Genomic DNA, 16,164 nt, shown 5'->3' on the forward strand with positions numbered 1-16,164 from the left:
ACCCTGATCAAAACCATCGCGATGGAAGACGGCCTGCGTTTCGCAATCCGTGAAGGCGGCCGTACCGTTGGTGCTGGCGTCGTAGCCAAGATCATCGAGTAAATAGTTGTAATGTCTTTTTCAGGCCGGCATAATGGCCGGCCTGATTTTGTTTTAGGTCAGTAGCTCAATTGGCAGAGCGACGGTCTCCAAAACCGTAGGTTGGGGGTTCGATTCCCTCCTGACCTGCCAGATTCACTTGGTGTGTCTGGCTTTCTTTTCACAGGATCTTCATAGATGACTCCTAAAGCTGAAGCTCAAGGCTCTCGCTTCGATTTGCTCAAGTGGCTTGTCGTAGTCGCTTTGGTAATTGTTGGCGTTGTCGGCAATCAGTATTACGCTGCTTCGCCGATCCTGTACCGTGTACTCGCATTGCTTGTTATTGCTGCTGTAGCTGCCTTTGTAGGCCTGCAGACTGCCAAGGGCAAGTCTTTCTTTGTACTGGTTAAGGAAGCTCGCACCGAGATTCGTAAAGTCGTATGGCCAACTCGCCAAGAAACCACGCAGACCACGCTGATTGTTGTGGCTGTTGTTCTGGTTATGGCGTTGCTGTTGTGGGGGCTTGATTCCCTGCTCGGCTGGCTTGTTTCCTTGATTGTCGGCTAAGGGTGTCCCGTGGCTAAGCGTTGGTACGTTGTGCATGCTTACTCGGGTTACGAGAAGCATGTCATGCGTTCGTTGATCGAGCGTGTAAAGCTGGCTGGCATGGAAGATGGCTTCGGCGAAATTCTGGTTCCCACTGAAGAAGTGGTTGAAATGCGTAATGGCCAGAAACGCAAAAGCGAGCGCAAATTCTTCCCAGGTTATGTGCTGGTTCAGATGGATATGAACGAGGGTACTTGGCACTTGGTCAAGGATACTCCTCGGGTGATGGGTTTTATCGGCGGTACTGCTGATAAGCCAGCACCAATCACCGATAAAGAAGCTGAAGCGATTCTGCGTCGCGTTGCTGACGGTAGCGACAAGCCGAAGCCGAAGACGCTGTTCGAGCCAGGCGAAACCGTTCGAGTCAATGATGGTCCGTTTGCTGACTTTAACGGTGTTGTTGAAGAAGTTAACTACGAAAAGAGCCGGATCCAAGTGGCAGTGCTCATTTTCGGACGCTCTACTCCGGTAGAGTTGGAGTTCAGTCAGGTCGAAAAGGTCTAGCTGAGCAAGCATCCCAACCCCGCAGCCCTAGGCTGTGGGGTTTTGTCGTCACTGGGATAAACGCGCAAGTAACCGGGGAGCCTTTCGAGGCGTTCGAACCCGTAATTGGAGTGCCTCATGGCCAAGAAGATTACCGCTTACATCAAGCTGCAAGTGAAGGCCGCTCAGGCTAACCCAAGCCCACCTGTTGGTCCTGCTCTGGGTCAGCACGGCGTGAACATCATGGAATTCTGCAAAGCTTTCAACGCCCGTACCCAGGGTCTGGAAGCTGGTCTGCCGACTCCAGTGATCATCACTGTCTACAGCGACCGTAGCTTCACTTTCGAAACCAAATCCACCCCTGCTTCGGTTCTGCTGAAGAAGGCGGCCGGTCTGACCAGCGGTTCCGCTCGTCCGAACACCGTTAAGGTTGGCACTGTTACCCGTGCTCAGCTGGAAGAAATCGCGAAAACCAAAAACGCGGATCTGACTGCAGCTGATATGGATGCAGCCGTGCGTACTATCGCCGGTTCTGCTCGTAGCATGGGCCTTAACGTGGAGGGTGTGTAATGGCTAAGCTGACCAAGCGTCAAAAGGCTATCGCCGGCAAAATCGAAGCAGGCAAGGCCTACAACATTGTAGAAGCCGCTGCACTGCTGGCCGAGCTGTCGACTGTCAAGTTCAGCGAGTCGTTCGACGTAGCTGTAAACCTGGGCGTAGACCCGCGTAAATCCGACCAGGTTGTTCGTAGCGCTACTGTGCTGCCACACGGCACTGGCAAGACTGTTCGCGTTGCTGTGTTCACCCAGGGTCCAGCTGCTGAGGCCGCTCTGGCTGCCGGCGCTGACCGTGTAGGTATGGACGAACTGGCTGCCGAAATGAAAGGCGGCGACCTGAACTATGACGTAGTGATCGCATCCCCGGATGCCATGCGCGTTGTAGGTCAGTTGGGTCAGATCCTCGGTCCACGTGGTCTGATGCCTAACCCGAAAGTCGGCACTGTTACCCCAGACGTCGCTACCGCGGTTAAAAATGCCAAGGCTGGTCAGGTTCGTTATCGCACTGACAAAAACGGCATCATCCACACTTCCGTTGGCAAGATCGGCTTCGATGCCGTCAAGCTGAAGGAAAACGTTGAAGCCCTGATCGCTGATCTGAAGCGTATCAAGCCAGCTTCTTCGAAAGGTATCTACGTCAAGCGCGTTACCCTGAGCACCACTATGGGCCCAGGTCTGGTCATCGACCAGAGCTCGCTGGACGCGTAAGACAAAAATTGGCGCAGTTGACTGCGCCAATTGAAAGATTGGGGTCCCTGCCTGGCGGGGGCTATCCAAGACCGTAGGCGACGCAAGTCTTAAACCTCAAGCCTACGCAGATGGTGCTCCCGGTTCCTTACCGAATCAGACACCAAAACGACATTCGGTTTCGATCGAATGAAACGGTAACAAGCAGGAGTTAAACCCGTGGCAATTAATCTCGAAGACAAGAAGGCCATCGTCGCTGAAGTCAACGAGGCTGCCAAAGTCGCTCTGTCCGCTGTCGTGGTTGATGCCCGTGGCGTAACAGTAGGCGCAATGACCGGACTCCGTAAAGAGGCTCGTGAAGCTGGCGTTTACGTACGTGTTGTACGTAACACCCTGCTCAAGCGCGCTGTTGCTGACACTCCTTACAGTGTCCTCAACGACGTGTTCACCGGCCCGACCCTGATTGCATTCTCCAACGAACACCCGGGCGCTGCTGCTCGTCTGTTCAAGGAATTTGCCAAGGGTCAGGATAAGTTCGAGATCAAGGCAGCTTCGTTCGAGGGCAAGTTCCTCGCAGCGAATGAGATCGACGTGCTGGCAAGCCTGCCAACTCGCGACGAAGCTATTGCGAAACTGATGAGCGTGATTCAAGGCGCTACCAGCAAGCTGGCTCGTACTCTGGCGGCAATTCGCGATCAGAAAGAAGCAGCTGCAGCCTGAGGCTGAGCGTTTCCACTCTCGCGTATTTTTGTTTATTTCGACGGCCGTACAGGCTGTCCACCAAATCAGGAATTGAGTCATGTCTCTGACTAACGAACAAATCATCGAAGCAATCGGCCAGAAAACCGTTCTGGAAGTTGTTGAGCTGATCAAAGCAATGGAAGAAACCTTCGGCGTGACCGCTGCTGTTGCTGCTGCTGGTCCAGCTGCTGCTGCCGCTGTTGTTGAAGAGCAAACCGAGTTCAACGTTGTTCTGGTTGAAGCCGGCGAGAAGAAAGTAAACGTGATCAAGGCAGTTCGTGAACTGACCGGTCTGGGCCTGAAAGAAGCCAAAGAGAAAGTCGACGGCGCTCCTCAGGTTGTAGCTGAAGGCGTTTCGAAAGAAGCTGCTGAAGACGCTAAGAAGAAGCTGGAAGAAGCAGGCGCTAAAGTCGAGCTGAAGTAAGCATCGACTTTGCTCCTCCAGCCCGAGCGTCAAGCGACAGGCTGATGGCTGGTGGCTCTTGCCACCGGCCTTTTTCCGTTATTGGCAGCCGACTGGGTCGGTGTCGATAACGAGCTGTAACCACCCGATGCGGTGGCGCAAACCATGGGGTTTGCACGATTTTCTGGCTGCTCCCGTCGGGAGGGGCCAAACAAGCAGGTGACCAAGCTGGGGAACGCTGATGGCTTACTCATATACTGAGAAAAAACGTATCCGCAAGGACTTTAGCAAGTTGCCGGACGTCATGGATGTGCCTTACCTCCTGGCCATCCAGCTGGATTCGTATCGTGAATTCTTGCAAGCGGGAGCGACTAAAGATCAGTTCCGCGACGTGGGCCTGCATGCGGCCTTCAAATCCGTTTTCCCGATCATCAGCTACTCCGGCAATGCTGCGCTGGAGTACGTCGGTTATCGCTTGGGCGAACCGGCATTTGATGTCAAAGAATGCGTATTGCGCGGTGTAACTTTCGCCGTACCTTTGCGGGTAAAAGTGCGCCTGATCATTTTCGACAAAGAATCGTCGAACAAAGCGATCAAGGACATCAAAGAGCAAGAAGTCTACATGGGTGAAATCCCATTGATGACTGAGAACGGTACCTTCGTAATCAACGGTACCGAGCGTGTTATCGTTTCCCAGCTGCACCGTTCCCCGGGCGTGTTCTTCGACCACGACCGTGGCAAGACGCACAGCTCCGGCAAACTGCTGTACTCCGCGCGCATCATTCCTTACCGCGGTTCGTGGCTGGACTTCGAGTTCGACCCGAAAGACTGCGTATTCGTGCGTATCGACCGTCGTCGCAAACTGCCGGCCTCGGTACTGCTGCGCGCGCTCGGTTATACCACCGAGGAAGTGCTGGACGCGTTCTACACCACCAACGTATTCCACGTGAAAGGCGAAGGCCTGAGCCTGGAGCTGGTGCCTCAGCGCCTGCGTGGTGAAGTCGCAGTTCTCGACATCCAGGATGACAAAGGCAAGGTGATCGTTGAGCAGGGCCGTCGTATTACTGCCCGCCACATCAACCAGCTGGAAAAAGCCGGGATCAAAGAGCTGGACGTGCCTCTGGATTACGTTCTGGGTCGTACCACCGCCAAGGCCATCGTACACCCGGCTACCGGTGAGATCCTGGCAGAATGCAACACCGAGCTGTCGACCGAGATCCTGGCGAAAATCGCCAAGGCCGGCGTCGTACGCATCGAAACTCTGTACACCAACGACATCGACTGCGGTCCGTTCGTCTCCGACACGCTGAAGATCGACTCCACCAGCAACCAATTGGAAGCGCTGGTCGAGATCTATCGCATGATGCGTCCAGGCGAGCCGCCAACCAAAGACGCTGCCGAGACCCTGTTCAACAACCTGTTCTTCAGCCCTGAGCGCTATGACCTGTCTGCGGTCGGCCGGATGAAGTTCAACCGTCGTATCGGTCGTACCGAGATCGAAGGTTCGGGCGTGCTGTGCAAGGAAGACATCGTCGCGGTACTGAAGACTCTGGTCGACATCCGTAACGGTAAAGGCATCGTCGACGACATCGACCACCTGGGTAACCGTCGTGTTCGCTGCGTAGGCGAAATGGCCGAGAACCAGTTCCGCGTTGGCCTGGTACGTGTTGAGCGTGCGGTCAAAGAGCGTCTGTCGATGGCTGAAAGCGAAGGCCTGATGCCGCAAGACCTGATCAACGCCAAGCCAGTGGCTGCGGCGGTGAAAGAGTTCTTCGGTTCTAGCCAGCTGTCGCAGTTCATGGACCAGAACAACCCGTTGTCCGAGATCACCCACAAGCGTCGTGTCTCTGCACTCGGCCCTGGCGGTCTGACTCGTGAGCGCGCGGGCTTCGAAGTCCGTGACGTACACCCGACTCACTACGGTCGTGTCTGCCCGATTGAAACGCCGGAAGGTCCGAACATCGGTCTGATCAACTCGCTGGCTGCTTACGCTCGCACCAACCAGTACGGCTTCCTCGAGAGCCCGTACCGTGTGGTGAAAGAGGGTGTGGTCACCGACGACATCGTGTTCCTGTCCGCCATTGAAGAAGCCGATCACGTGATCGCGCAGGCTTCGGCGACCATGAACGAGCAGAAAGTCCTGATCGACGAACTGGTGGCCGTGCGTCACCTGAACGAATTCACCGTCAAGGCGCCGGAAGACGTCACCTTGATGGACGTTTCGCCGAAGCAGGTAGTTTCGGTTGCAGCGTCGCTGATTCCGTTCCTCGAGCACGACGACGCCAACCGTGCGTTGATGGGTTCGAACATGCAGCGTCAAGCTGTACCAACCCTGCGCGCTGACAAGCCGCTGGTAGGTACCGGCATGGAGCGTAACGTGGCTCGCGACTCCGGCGTTTGCGTCGTGGCTCGTCGTGGCGGCGTGATCGACTCCGTTGATGCCAGCCGTATCGTGGTTCGTGTTGCTGATGACGAAGTTGAAACCGGCGAAGCTGGTGTCGACATCTACAACCTGACCAAATACACCCGCTCGAACCAGAACACCTGCATCAACCAGCGTCCGCTGGTGAGCAAAGGTGATCGCGTTCAGCGTAGCGACATCATGGCCGATGGCCCGTCCACCGACATGGGTGAACTGGCTCTGGGTCAGAACATGCGCATCGCGTTCATGGCATGGAACGGCTTCAACTTCGAAGACTCCATCTGCCTGTCCGAGCGTGTGGTTCAGGAAGACCGCTTCACCACGATCCACATTCAGGAACTGACCTGTGTGGCCCGTGACACCAAGCTTGGCCCAGAGGAAATCACTGCGGACATCCCGAACGTGGGTGAAGCCGCTCTGAACAAGCTGGACGAAGCCGGTATCGTTTACGTAGGTGCTGAAGTCGGCGCAGGCGACATCCTGGTAGGCAAGGTCACTCCGAAAGGCGAGACCCAACTGACTCCGGAAGAAAAACTGCTGCGTGCGATCTTCGGTGAAAAAGCCAGCGACGTTAAAGACACCTCCCTGCGCGTGCCAACCGGCACCAAAGGTACTGTCATCGACGTACAGGTCTTCACTCGTGACGGCGTTGAGCGTGATGCTCGTGCACTGTCGATCGAGAAGTCCCAGCTGGACGAGATCCGCAAGGATCTGAACGAAGAGTTCCGCATCGTTGAAGGCGCGACCTTCGAGCGTCTGCGTTCCGCTCTGGTAGGCCACAAGGCTGAAGGCGGCGCGGGCCTGAAGAAAGGTCAGGACATTACCGACGAAGTACTCGACGGTCTTGAGCATGGTCAGTGGTTCAAACTGCGCATGGCTGAAGATGCTCTGAACGAGCAGCTCGAGAAGGCTCAGGCCTACATCGTTGATCGTCGCCGTCTGCTGGACGACAAGTTCGAAGACAAGAAGCGCAAACTGCAGCAGGGCGATGACCTGGCTCCAGGCGTGCTGAAGATCGTCAAGGTTTACCTGGCAATCCGTCGTCGCATCCAGCCGGGCGACAAGATGGCCGGTCGTCACGGTAACAAAGGTGTGGTCTCCGTGATCATGCCGGTTGAAGACATGCCGCACGATGCCAATGGCACCCCGGTCGACGTGGTCCTCAACCCGCTGGGCGTACCTTCGCGTATGAACGTTGGTCAGATCCTTGAAACCCACCTGGGCCTCGCGGCCAAAGGTCTGGGCGAGAAGATCAACCGGATGGTCGAAGAGCAGCGCAAAGTCGCTGAGCTGCGTACCTTCCTGGACGAGATCTACAACCAGATCGGCGGTCGTAACGAAGATCTGGACAGCTTCTCCGATCAGGAAATCCTGGATCTGGCGAAGAACCTGCGTGGCGGTGTTCCAATGGCCACTCCAGTGTTCGACGGTGCCAAGGAAAGCGAAATCAAGGCCATGCTGAAACTGGCAGACCTGCCAGAAAGCGGCCAGATGCAGCTGACCGACGGCCGTACCGGCAACAAGTTCGAGCGTCCAGTTACCGTTGGCTACATGTACATGCTGAAGCTGAACCACTTGGTAGACGACAAGATGCACGCGCGTTCTACCGGTTCGTACAGCCTGGTTACCCAGCAGCCGCTGGGTGGTAAGGCGCAGTTCGGTGGTCAGCGTTTCGGGGAGATGGAGGTCTGGGCACTGGAAGCATACGGTGCTGCTTACACTCTGCAAGAAATGCTCACAGTGAAGTCGGACGATGTGAACGGCCGGACCAAGATGTACAAAAACATCGTGGACGGCGATCACCGTATGGAGCCGGGCATGCCCGAGTCCTTCAACGTGTTGATCAAGGAAATTCGTTCCCTCGGCATCGATATCGATCTGGAAACCGAATAACACGTGACGCGATCGAGAGCGGGGCAGGATTGCCCGCTCTCTGCTCCGCCAGGAGGAAAGGCCTTGAAAGACCTACTGAATTTGCTGAAAAACCAGGGTCAAGTCGAAGAGTTCGACGCCATCCGTATCGGATTGGCCTCGCCTGAGATGATCCGCTCGTGGTCGTTCGGTGAAGTTAAAAAGCCGGAAACCATCAACTACCGTACGTTCAAACCTGAGCGTGACGGTCTGTTCTGCGCCAAGATCTTTGGCCCGGTAAAGGATTACGAGTGCCTGTGCGGTAAGTACAAGCGCTTGAAGCACCGTGGTGTGATCTGCGAGAAGTGCGGCGTTGAAGTTGCACTGGCCAAGGTTCGTCGTGAGCGCATGGCGCACATCGAACTGGCTTCGCCAGTTGCCCACATCTGGTTCCTGAAATCGCTGCCGTCCCGTATCGGCCTGCTGATGGACATGACCCTGCGTGATATCGAACGCGTTCTCTACTTCGAGAGCTATGTCGTTATCGACCCGGGCATGACCACTCTTGAAAAAGGTCAGCTGCTGAACGACGAGCAGTACTTCGAAGCGCTGGAAGAGTTCGGTGATGACTTCGACGCCCGTATGGGTGCCGAAGCTGTCCGTGAACTGCTGCACGCTATCGACCTGGAACACGAGATTGGCCGTCTGCGTGAAGAAATTCCGCAAACCAACTCCGAAACCAAGATCAAGAAGCTGTCCAAGCGTCTGAAGTTGATGGAAGCCTTCCAGGGTTCCGGCAACCTGCCAGAGTGGATGGTGCTGACCGTTCTGCCGGTTCTGCCGCCAGATCTGCGTCCACTGGTTCCGCTGGATGGCGGTCGTTTCGCGACTTCCGACCTCAACGATCTGTATCGTCGAGTGATCAACCGTAACAACCGTTTGAAGCGTCTGCTGGATCTGTCCGCTCCGGACATCATCGTGCGCAACGAAAAGCGTATGTTGCAGGAAGCTGTCGATGCACTGCTCGACAACGGTCGTCGTGGCCGCGCTATCACAGGTTCCAACAAGCGTCCTCTGAAATCCCTGGCTGACATGATCAAGGGTAAGCAAGGTCGTTTCCGTCAGAACTTGCTCGGTAAGCGTGTTGACTACTCCGGTCGTTCGGTAATTACCGTAGGTCCGACCCTGCGTCTGCACCAGTGCGGTCTGCCGAAGAAGATGGCTCTCGAGCTGTTCAAGCCGTTCATTTTCGGCAAGCTGGAAATGCGTGGTCTGGCGACCACCATCAAAGCCGCCAAGAAAATGGTCGAGCGCGAGCTGCCGGAAGTTTGGGACGTTCTCGCTGAAGTGATTCGCGAACACCCGGTCCTCCTCAACCGTGCACCGACTCTTCACCGTCTGGGTATCCAGGCGTTTGAACCGGTACTGATCGAAGGTAAGGCTATCCAGCTGCACCCTCTGGTCTGCGCCGCGTACAACGCCGACTTCGACGGCGACCAAATGGCCGTACACGTACCGCTGACGCTGGAAGCCCAGCTCGAAGCGCGTGCGTTGATGATGTCGACCAACAACATTCTGTCGCCAGCCAACGGTGAGCCAATCATCGTTCCGTCGCAGGACGTTGTACTGGGTCTGTACTACATGACTCGTGAAGCGATCAACGCCAAGGGCGAAGGTCGAGTGTTCGCGGATCTGCAGGAAGTTGACCGTGTGTTCCGTGCCGGCGAAGCAGCACTGCACGCCAAGATCAAGGTTCGTATCAACGAAACCGTGAACGATCGTGACGGCAACAGCGTGAACAACACCCGTATCGTCGACACCACTGTCGGCCGTGCGCTGCTGTTCCAGGTTGTGCCAAAAGGTCTGTCGTTCGACGTCGTCAACCTGCCGATGAAGAAAAAGGCGATCTCCAAGCTGATCAACCAGTGCTACCGCGTGGTTGGTCTGAAAGAGACCGTGATCTTCGCTGACCAGTTGATGTACACCGGTTTTGCCTACTCGACCATTTCCGGCGTTTCCATCGGTGTTAACGACTTCGTTATCCCGGATGAAAAAGCCCGCATCATCGGTGCTGCCACCGACGAAGTGAAAGAGATCGAGAGCCAGTACGCCTCCGGCCTGGTAACCCAGGGCGAGAAGTACAACAAAGTGATCGACCTCTGGTCGAAAGCGAACGACGAAGTTTCCAAGGCGATGATGGCCAACCTCTCGAAAGAGAAAGTCATCGACCGTCACGGCGACGAAGTCGAGCAAGAATCGTTCAACTCGATGTACATGATGGCCGACTCGGGTGCGCGGGGTTCCGCAGCACAGATTCGTCAGCTGGCCGGTATGCGTGGTCTGATGGCCAAGCCGGACGGTTCCATCATTGAAACGCCGATTACTGCGAACTTCCGTGAAGGTCTGAGCGTACTCCAGTACTTCATCTCGACTCACGGTGCTCGTAAAGGTCTGGCGGATACCGCGTTGAAAACTGCGAACTCCGGTTACCTGACTCGTCGTCTGGTAGACGTGGCGCAGGATCTGGTTGTAACCGAGATCGATTGCGGCACTGAACACGGTCTGCTGATGACTCCGCACATTGAAGGCGGTGACGTTGTAGAGCCGTTGGGTGAGCGCGTATTGGGTCGTGTCATTGCCCGTGACGTATTCAAGCCGGGTACCGAGGACGTCATCGTTCCTGCTGGCACTCTGGTAGACGAGAAGTGGGTCGAGTTCATCGAGCTGAACAGCATCGACGAAGTGATCGTGCGTTCGCCGATCAGCTGCGAAACCCGCTATGGCATTTGCGCCAAGTGCTACGGCCGTGACCTGGCTCGTGGTCACCAGGTGAACATCGGTGAAGCGGTCGGCGTTATCGCTGCCCAGTCCATCGGTGAGCCGGGTACCCAGCTGACGATGCGTACGTTCCACATCGGTGGTGCGGCAAGCCGTACTTCCGCAGCCGACAGCGTTCAGGTGAAGAATGGCGGTACCGTCCGTCTGCACAACCTGAAACACGTTGAGCGTGTGGATGGCAACCTGGTTGCTGTGTCCCGTTCCGGTGAGCTGGCAATCGCTGACGACTTCGGTCGTGAGCGCGAGCGTTACAAGCTGCCGTATGGTGCCGTGATTTCGGTTAAAGAAGGTGACAAGGTCGACGCTGGCGCAATCGTGGCCAAGTGGGATCCGCACACTCACCCGATCGTTACCGAAATGAAAGGTACCGTGACCTACGTGGGCATGGAAGAAGGCATCACGATCAAGCGTCAGACTGACGAATTGACCGGTATGACAAACATTGAAGTACTCGATGCCAAAGACCGTCCGGCTGCCGGCAAGGACATCCGTCCTGCGGTGAAGATGGTTGATGACAACGGCAAGGATCTGTTGCTGCCAGGCACTGACGTTATCGCTCAGTACTTCCTGCCAGCCAACGCCCTGGTCGGTGTTGCGGACGGTGCGAAGATTGCGATCGGTGATGTTATCGCTCGTATCCCGCAAGAAACTTCGAAAACCCGTGACATCACCGGTGGTCTGCCGCGTGTTGCCGACCTGTTCGAAGCCCGTCGTCCGAAAGAAGCGTCGATTCTGGCTGAAGTCAGCGGCACCATCGCGTTCGGTAAAGAGACCAAAGGCAAGCGCCGTCTGGTTATTACCCCGAACGACGGTAGCGATCCGTACGAAGAGCTGATTCCGAAGTGGCGTCACCTGAACGTGTTCGAAGGCGAACAGGTAAACCGCGGCGAAGTTATCTCCGACGGTCCGAGCGATCCGCACGACATCCTGCGTCTGCTGGGTGTGAGCGCGCTGGCCAAGTACATCGTCAACGAGATCCAGGACGTTTACCGTCTGCAAGGCGTGAAGATCAACGACAAGCACATCGAGACCATCCTGCGTCAGATGCTGCGTAAAGTTGAGATCTCCGAGTCCGGCGACTCCAGCTTCATCAAGGGCGACCAGATGGAACTGACTCACGTTCTGGTAGAGAACGAGCGTCTGAATGCGGAAGACAAGTTTGTCTCCAAGTTCACCCGCGTTCTGCTGGGTATCACCAAGGCGTCGTTGTCGACCGAATCGTTCATCTCGGCGGCTTCCTTCCAGGAAACCACCCGCGTACTGACCGAAGCGGCCGTAACCGGCAAGCGCGATTACCTGCGCGGCCTGAAAGAAAACGTGGTCGTGGGTCGTCTGATCCCGGCCGGTACCGGTCTGGCTTATCACAGCGAGCGCAAGCGTCGTCGTGATGCAGACAAGCCGTTGCGCGTAAGCGCCAGTGAAGTGGAAGCTGCACTGACCGAAGCGCTGAACTCGAGCGGTAACTGAGTTCTGCGAAAAATGAGCTGAGGCCCTGATCAAGCCGTTCATCGAATCGAGACAATTTGTCGAGGTTCGACGAGCGGGGAGGTCGGGGCCTTGCCTTGACTGGGGACAAGATCCTCTTTAGACTCTTGATCCCCTAAATTTGGCGGGAGTTCGTTCCTGCCATTTTGCTTTTCTTGCAAGACAATAGCGTCGCAAGACAACAGTGGAGCTAGTAGATGGCAACTATCAACCAGCTGGTACGTCAGCCGCGTAAGCGTATCGTCGAGAAATCCGACGTGCCTGCGCTGCAGAACTGCCCGCAACGTCGTGGCGTGTGCACCCGTGTGTACACCACTACGCCGAAAAAACCTAACTCGGCACTGCGTAAAGTATGCCGTGTGCGTCTGACCAACGGTTTCGAGGTTTCCTCGTACATCGGTGGTGAAGGCCACAACCTGCAAGAGCACAGCGTGGTACTGATCCGCGGCGGTCGTGTAAAAGACTTGCCAGGTGTTCGTTACCACACCGTTCGCGGCTCCTTGGATACTTCCGGCGTTAAAGGCCGTAACCAGGGTCGTTCGAAGTACGGTACCAAGCGTCCGAAGTAATCGGCCGTTTTGCAGATTTTCATTTTATTGAGTCGATAAGAGTAAGGTCGGGCGCTCATCCACTGGATCTGTCCCGAGCTAACCTGAAGACCGTTTGAGGGCTTATCAATGCCAAGACGTCGCGTAGCAGCAAAGCGTGAGATTCTGGACGATCCGAAATACGGAAGCCAAATCCTCGCCAAATTCATGAACCACGTTATGGAAAGCGGCAAGAAAGCCGTTGCCGAGCGTATCGTTTATGGTGCCCTGGAAACCGTTGCGGCTCGCAAGACCGGCACCGATCCCCTGGAACTCTTCGAAAAAGCACTCGACGCCATCGCTCCGCTGGTCGAAGTGAAGTCGCGCCGCGTTGGTGGTGCTACTTACCAGGTTCCGGTCGAGGTTCGTCCGTCCCGTCGTAACGCTCTGGCAATGCGCTGGTTGGTAGACTTCGCCCGCAAGCGCGGCGAGAAGTCTATGGCTCTGCGCTTGGCTGGCGAGCTGCTGGATGCTGCTGAAGGTAAAGGTGCTGCTGTTAAGAAGCGTGAAGACGTGCACCGTATGGCCGAAGCTAACAAAGCTTTCTCGCACTACCGCTTCTAATTTTAGCTTCACTAATTTTGCGAGGGCTTTATGGCTCGTACTACTCCGATTAGTCGCTACCGTAACATCGGTATCGTCGCACACGTGGATGCTGGTAAAACCACCACCACCGAGCGCGTCCTTTTTTACACTGGCAAAAGTCACAAAATGGGCGAGGTGCATGACGGCGCCGCGACCACAGACTGGATGGTTCAGGAGCAGGAGCGTGGTATTACCATTACTTCTGCTGCCATTACCGCCTTCTGGAAAGGTTCCGAGAAGCAGTACCCACACGAGCATCGCTTCAACGTAATCGATACTCCGGGCCACGTAGACTTCACCATTGAAGTAGAGCGTTCCCTGCGCGTACTCGACGGCGCGGTCGTTGTGTTCTGCGGTACTTCGGGTGTTGAGCCTCAGTCGGAAACCGTATGGCGTCAGGCCAACAAATACGGCGTTCCACGTCTTGTTTATGTAAACAAGATGGACCGTGCTGGTGCCAACTTCCTGCGCGTGATCGGTCAGATCAAACAGCGTCTGGGTCACACTCCGGTGCCGATCCAGCTGGCTATCGGTTCGGAAGATAACTTCCAGGGCCAGATCGACCTGATCAACATGCAAGCTGTCTACTGGAACGACTCTGACAAGGGTATGGTTCCGGTTCGCAAGGAAATCCCTGCGGACATGCTTGAACTGGCTGAAGAATGGCGCAACAACATGGTTGAAGCCGCCGCCGAAGCCAGCGAAGAGCTGATGAACAAGTATCTGGAAGGTGAAGAGCTGTCGATCGCCGAGATCAAGGCTGCTCTGCGTCAGCGTACTATCGCCGGCGAAATCGTTCTGGCTGTTTGCGGTTCTTCGTTCAAGAACAAGGGTGTTCCCCTGGTTCTCGACGCCGTTATCGACTTCCTGCCTGCTCCGACCGACATTCCTGCTATCAAGGGTTCCAACCCTGATAACGAGGAAGAGGAGATGGAGCGTCATGCAAGCGACGACGAGCCGTTCGCGGCCCTGGCGTTCAAGATCGCTACCGACCCATTCGTGGGTACCTTGACCTTCGTCCGCGTTTACTCGGGCGTGTTGAACTCCGGCGACGGCGTGATTAACTCGGTTAAAGGCAAGAAAGAGCGCGTGGGTCGTATGGTGCAAATGCACGCAAACGCCCGTGAAGAGATCAAGGAAGTACGCGCTGGCGACATCGCGGCCCTGATCGGCATGAAGGACGTCACCACTGGTGAAACCCTCTGCAATGCTGACAAGCCAATCATCCTGGTTCGCATGGACTTCCCGGAGCCGGTTATTTCGGTTGCCGTAGAGCCTAAGACCAAGGATGACCAGGAAAAAATGGGTATCGCTCTGGGTAAGCTTGCTCAGGAAGACCCGTCTTTCCGCGTCAAAACTGATGAAGAGACTGGTCAAACGATCATCTCCGGCATGGGCGAGCTGCACTTGGACATCCTGGTTGACCGGATGCGCCGTGAGTTCAACGTCGAAGCCAACATCGGCAAGCCACAGGTTTCGTACCGTGAGCGCATCACGAAGAACTGCGAAATCGAAGGCAAGTTCGTTCGTCAGTCCGGCGGTCGTGGCCAGTTCGGTCATTGTTGGATTCGCTTTGCTCCTGCTGACGAAGGTCAGGAAGGTCTGCAATTCCTGAACGAAGTAGTGGGTGGTGTGGTTCCTAAGGAATACATCCCGGCTATCCAGAAGGGTATCGAAGAGCAGATGAAGAACGGCGTTGTTGCCGGCTATCCGCTGATCGGCCTGAAGGCTACCGTGTTCGATGGTTCTTACCACGACGTCGACTCCAACGAGATGGCGTTTAAAGTGGCTGCTTCCATGGCGACCAAGCAACTGGCCCAGAAGGGCGGTGGTGAGTTGCTCGAGCCGATCATGGCGGTAGAGGTTGTTACGCCTGAAGACTATATGGGTGATGTGATGGGCGACCTTAACCGTCGTCGCGGCATGATCCAGGGTATGGAAGACACAGTGTCCGGCAAGGTTATCCGTGCCGAAGTTCCACTGGGTGAGATGTTCGGTTATGCGACCGACGTTCGTTCCATGTCTCAGGGTCGCGCAAGCTACTCTATGGAATTCAAAAAATACGATACGGCTCCGTCGCACATCGTCGAATCCGTTACCAAAAAACAAGGCTGATTCAGCCCCTTTAGGCTAGGAGTTAATTGTCGTGGCTAAAGAAAAATTTGATCGTTCCCTACCGCACGTAAACGTTGGCACCATCGGCCACGTTGACCACGGTAAAACCACTCTGACCGCTGCTCTGACTCGCGTCTGCTCCGAAGTTTTCGGTTCGGCCGTAGTTGAATTCGACAAGATCGACAGCGCTCCAGAAGAAAAAGCTCGCGGTATCACCATCAACACCGCGCACGTTGAGTACAACTCGAACATTCGTCACTACGCTCACGTTGACTGCCCAGGTCACGCTGACTACGTGAAGAACATGATCACTGGTGCTGCGCAGATGGACGGCGCGATCCTGGTTTGCTCGGCCGCTGATGGTCCGATGCCACAAACCCGTGAGCACATCCTGCTGTCCCGTCAGGTGGGCGTTCCGTACATCGTGGTTTTCCTGAACAAGGCTGACCTGGTAGACGACGCTGAGCTGCTGGAACTGGTTGAGATGGAAGTTCGCGACCTGCTGTCCACCTACGACTTCCCAGGCGACGACACTCCGATCATCATCGGTTCGGCTCGTATGGCGCTGGAAGGCAAAGACGACAACGAAATGGGCACCACCGCTGTCAAGAAGCTGGTGGAAACTCTGGACAGCTACATCCCAGAGCCAGAGCGTGCTATCGACAAGCCTTTCCTGATGCCAATCGAAGACGTGTTCTCGATCTCGGGTCGCGGTACTGTTGTGAC

At 55.8% G+C, this 16,164-nt stretch carries 13 protein-coding genes and 1 tRNA gene; all 14 read left to right on the forward strand.

Translation table 11 applies throughout. The features are described from left to right. Positions 1–102: EF-Tu C-terminal domain-related protein (locus AC07XZ_RS28805; protein WP_081499938.1), on the forward strand; the 102-nt coding region annotated here is incomplete at its 5' end. 53 nt (positions 103–155) lie between these two features. Beyond that, positions 156–231 (forward strand) — tRNA-Trp (locus tag AC07XZ_RS28810). A 45-nt stretch (positions 232–276) separates the two neighbouring features. Next, positions 277–645 carry a preprotein translocase subunit SecE gene (secE, locus tag AC07XZ_RS28815; protein ID WP_007957600.1) on the forward strand — a complete coding sequence of 123 codons (369 nt, stop codon included), beginning with the start codon at positions 277–279 and terminating at the stop codon, positions 643–645. 9 nt (positions 646–654) lie between these two features. Continuing rightward, positions 655–1,188 carry a transcription termination/antitermination protein NusG gene (gene nusG / locus AC07XZ_RS28820; RefSeq protein ID WP_007957598.1) on the forward strand — a complete coding sequence of 178 codons (534 nt, stop codon included), beginning with the start codon at positions 655–657 and terminating at the stop codon, positions 1,186–1,188. 117 nt (positions 1,189–1,305) lie between these two features. After that, positions 1,306–1,737 carry a 50S ribosomal protein L11 gene (rplK, locus tag AC07XZ_RS28825; RefSeq protein ID WP_003228756.1) on the forward strand — a complete coding sequence of 144 codons (432 nt, stop codon included), beginning with the start codon at positions 1,306–1,308 and terminating at the stop codon, positions 1,735–1,737. Beyond that, entirely contained in the window at positions 1,737–2,432 is a 696-nt protein-coding gene (gene rplA / locus AC07XZ_RS28830; RefSeq protein ID WP_085747590.1) for a 50S ribosomal protein L1, read from the forward strand. Before rplK ends, rplA begins: the two co-directional genes overlap by 1 nt. A 198-nt stretch (positions 2,433–2,630) precedes the next feature. Continuing rightward, the gene (rplJ, locus tag AC07XZ_RS28835; protein ID WP_007957597.1) at positions 2,631–3,131 is read left to right on the forward strand and encodes a 50S ribosomal protein L10; all 501 of its coding nucleotides are present in this window, start codon (positions 2,631–2,633) and stop codon (positions 3,129–3,131) included. Between the two features lie 79 nt (positions 3,132–3,210). Next, a complete protein-coding gene (rplL, locus tag AC07XZ_RS28840) occupies positions 3,211–3,576 on the forward strand; it encodes a 50S ribosomal protein L7/L12 (RefSeq protein ID WP_007957596.1) in 366 nt (121 codons plus the stop codon). 220 nt (positions 3,577–3,796) lie between these two features. Then, positions 3,797–7,870 (forward strand): DNA-directed RNA polymerase subunit beta, encoded by a 4,074-nt coding sequence (gene rpoB / locus AC07XZ_RS28845; protein WP_007957595.1) that lies wholly within the window; start codon positions 3,797–3,799, stop codon positions 7,868–7,870. A 63-nt stretch (positions 7,871–7,933) separates the two neighbouring features. Continuing rightward, a complete protein-coding gene (gene rpoC / locus AC07XZ_RS28850) occupies positions 7,934–12,133 on the forward strand; it encodes a DNA-directed RNA polymerase subunit beta' (protein WP_007957594.1) in 4,200 nt (1,399 codons plus the stop codon). A gap of 215 nt (positions 12,134–12,348) precedes the next feature. Then, entirely contained in the window at positions 12,349–12,720 is a 372-nt protein-coding gene (rpsL, locus tag AC07XZ_RS28855; RefSeq protein ID WP_003186084.1) for a 30S ribosomal protein S12, read from the forward strand. A gap of 108 nt (positions 12,721–12,828) precedes the next feature. Further along, positions 12,829–13,302: a 30S ribosomal protein S7 gene (gene rpsG / locus AC07XZ_RS28860; protein WP_007957592.1), complete on the forward strand. Its 474-nt coding sequence runs from the start codon at positions 12,829–12,831 to the stop codon at positions 13,300–13,302. A 30-nt stretch (positions 13,303–13,332) separates the two neighbouring features. Continuing rightward, positions 13,333–15,438 carry an elongation factor G gene (gene fusA, locus AC07XZ_RS28865; RefSeq protein WP_011336173.1) on the forward strand — a complete coding sequence of 702 codons (2,106 nt, stop codon included), beginning with the start codon at positions 13,333–13,335 and terminating at the stop codon, positions 15,436–15,438. Positions 15,439–15,469: 31 nt separating this feature from the next. Continuing rightward, positions 15,470–16,164 (forward strand): GTP-binding protein (locus AC07XZ_RS28870; RefSeq protein ID WP_494990248.1); only part of this gene is annotated, 695 nt, incomplete at its 3' end.

It is taken from the genome of Pseudomonas sp. GW458-11-26-14-LB4, from assembly GCF_059423925.1.